This is a genomic window from Micromonospora sp., assembly GCF_048594385.1.
GTDB lineage: Bacteria > Actinomycetota > Actinomycetes > Mycobacteriales > Micromonosporaceae > Micromonospora > Micromonospora wenchangensis.
The window spans coordinates 1-2,466 of the sequence record NZ_JBMDWU010000375.1 but is presented as its reverse complement, the minus strand read 5'-3'; the positions used below and the strand labels follow the sequence as shown (position 1 = coordinate 2,466).

Below are 2,466 nucleotides of genomic sequence, written 5' to 3'. Positions count from 1 at the left end.
CGGCTGCGAACTGTTCGTCAATTGTCACATTCATGCAACGCGGTCGCCCCTTGACCCCCGTCCAGGGGCCGGGAAGCATCGATGCAGCGGCGTCCCGGGCCGTGGGGAGATACCCGGACCAGCCCAAGGAGGACCATGTCGGTCAGCCCCGCATCGTCGCGCGCCGGATGGCATACGTCCCAGCCGTCGGTCCCCGGCCGGCCTCCCGGTGGTCAGCGCCGCCCGGCCAACGCCGTCACCCCCGTGCTCACCGTGACCCTCTCCATCCCGCTGGTCAACGAGGAGTCGCTCACCCCGCCGGCCCGCCGGTTGCTCGAGGCGGCCAGGGAGATGCTGGAACGCGGCGAGTGCACCATCGCCACCACCGGCGTTCCCACCGAACGGCGACCCGAGCAGGCCCCGGCCGGCCGGGCGGCGGGGCGTTCCCTCGCCGCCACCATCCCGATGCTGCACATCCTGGCCTCCTCCCGCTCCGTGCTGCGCGACGGCGAGCCGCTGCCGCTGACCCGGCTGGAGTTCGACCTGCTGCTGCACCTGGTGGCCCACCCCCGCCGGGTGTTCACCCGGCTGCAACTTCTCAACGCCGTCTGGGGCTACGAGCACGCCGGGGTGCGCACGGTGGACGTGCACGTGCGTCGGCTGCGCGGCAAGGTCGGCGTCGACGTCCCACTGGTCACCACGGTCTACGGGGTGGGCTACCGGCTCGCCGACGACGCCCGGGTCACCGTCGACCGCACCGGCTGAACGGTCCCGGCCGGACCGCTGCCACCGCCCGGCGGCACCGTCGCGCGCAGCCCCACCGGACCGCACCCACGGTGCCGTGCCGCCGGCCAAATCCGGCGTACGGTCTGAATCACCCGATCCGCGGCGTCGCTGTCGGCAAAAATTTCGTCGCCCCCAGTCCCGTCGACCGGACCGACGGTCGGTGCCGCCGGGCCCCGCTGTCGGGTCGACGGCGGACCCGGCGTGGTGACCCGACCGGCGTGTCCGGGGCGGGGACGGACACCACTGCGCGGTGCGTGGGCCGCCGGGCCGGCCGCCGGCCCACGGGGCACGATGGTCGGATGCGTGTCCGTCCGATCTCACCCGACCGGCTCGTCACCGAGCTGACCGAACGGCTCCTCACGGTCGCGTCCGGGCCGACCGCCGACGGGTCCACGCCGCCGGCCCACCTCCGGGTCGCGGTGGACGGTCCCCCCGCCGCCGCCCCGGAACGGCTCGCCGACGCGCTGATCGACCCGCTGCGTGCCGGGGGACGCCCGGCGCTGCACCTGCACGCCGGGGACTTCCTGCGGCCCGCCTCCGTCCGCTTCGAGTTCGGCCGGACCAACCCGGACGCCTACTACGAGGGCTGGATCGACGAGGCCGGCCTGCGCCGGGAGGTGCTCGACCCGGCCGGCCCCGGCGGCACCGGGCGGGTGCTGCCCTCTCTCTGGGACGCCCGGACCGACCGGGCCAGCCGGGCGGCCTACCAGGAGCTGTCGCCCGGTACGGTGCTGCTGGTCAGCGGGGCGTTGCTGCTCGGCGGGGGACTGCCGTTCGACGTCGCCGTGCACCTGGTGCTCTCGCCGGCCGCGTTGGCCCGGCGTACCGACCCGGCGCAGCGGTGGACCCTGCCCGCCTTCGCCCGGTACGCCGACGAGGTCGCCCCGCAGTCCTTCGCCGATGTGGTCCTGCGCGTCGACGACCCCCGGCACCCGGCCCTGGTGCAGCGGGCCGACGGGGCCGGCTGAGGCCCTGCCGTGCCGGTGGACGCAAGCGGGTCGCACCGGGCGGCGCGACGGCCCGCTGCGCCCGTCGTGACGACGGCGAAACCGGTGGTTTGGCGGGACCGGGCGGTGGGTACTCGCCGGACTCACACGGTACGGATGATCTCACCGTGCCCACCGAGCCCGGAACGTGCCCTCGGGCCGCCCCGGTCTAAGGAAAGGCAGGCAGCGATGCTCGTCCACGACACCGTCGGTACCGCCCGCACCACGGCGGAGGCCGACCAGATCCGGGCCTCCCTGCGGGCCCGCTACGACGAGCTGTCCGCGGAGTACGAGCAGGCGGTCGCGCAGAGCCAGGTGCTGCGGCTGGTGGAGGTCGGTGACACCGCCGGCGACGACCAGGCCGACAGTGGCACCAAGACCGCCGAGCGGGACACCGCCCAGTCCCTGCTGCGCACCATCCTCGACCGGCGGGCCCAGTTCGAGCATGCCCTGACCCGGCTGGACGAGGGCACCTACGGCTTCTGCGAGGGCTGCACCGCGCCCATCCCGGTGGAGCGGCTGGAGATCTTCCCGTCCGCCACCTCCTGCGTCGGCTGCAAGCAGACCCGGGAGCGGCGGGCCGCCTGACCGGGCCACCACGTCCGACCCGCACCGCTGATCAACTCCAGGGAGTCGAGGTGGGGGGCGGGCCCCCCCCCGCGGGCGGCCCCACCCCACCCCGGGGTCGGGGACACCCGGGGCCCCCCCCCCCCCC

General features: G+C 75.3%; 3 protein-coding genes. All 3 read left to right on the top strand.

All coding sequences use genetic code 11. From position 1 onward, the window contains the following. Positions 1 to 135 precede the first annotated feature (135 nt). The 3 genes from ACOJTC_RS20165 (at position 136) to ACOJTC_RS20155 (ending at position 2,339) form a co-directional block, all read left to right on the top strand. A complete protein-coding gene (locus tag ACOJTC_RS20165; RefSeq protein ID WP_420118043.1) occupies positions 136 to 744 on the top strand; it encodes a winged helix-turn-helix domain-containing protein in 609 nt (202 codons plus the stop codon). A 320-nt stretch (positions 745 to 1,064) separates the two neighbouring features. Further along, complete coding sequence (locus ACOJTC_RS20160) at positions 1,065 to 1,733, top strand: uridine kinase (RefSeq protein WP_420118042.1); 669 nt, start codon at positions 1,065 to 1,067, stop codon at positions 1,731 to 1,733. Positions 1,734 to 1,940: 207 nt separating this feature from the next. Then, on the top strand, positions 1,941 to 2,339 hold the full coding sequence (locus ACOJTC_RS20155; protein ID WP_088647439.1) for a TraR/DksA family transcriptional regulator: 399 nt from the start codon (positions 1,941 to 1,943) through the stop codon (positions 2,337 to 2,339). Positions 2,340 to 2,466: the final 127 nt, after the last annotated feature.

Excerpts from the sequence above, each read along its gene's own strand:
- ACOJTC_RS20165 (WP_420118043.1), top strand. The coding sequence starts at position 136 with ATGTCGGTCAGCCCCGCATCGTCGCGCGCCGGATGGCATACGTCCCAG.
- ACOJTC_RS20160 (WP_420118042.1), top strand. The coding sequence starts at position 1,065 with ATGCGTGTCCGTCCGATCTCACCCGACCGGCTCGTCACCGAGCTGACC.
- ACOJTC_RS20155 (WP_088647439.1), top strand. The coding sequence starts at position 1,941 with ATGCTCGTCCACGACACCGTCGGTACCGCCCGCACCACGGCGGAGGCC.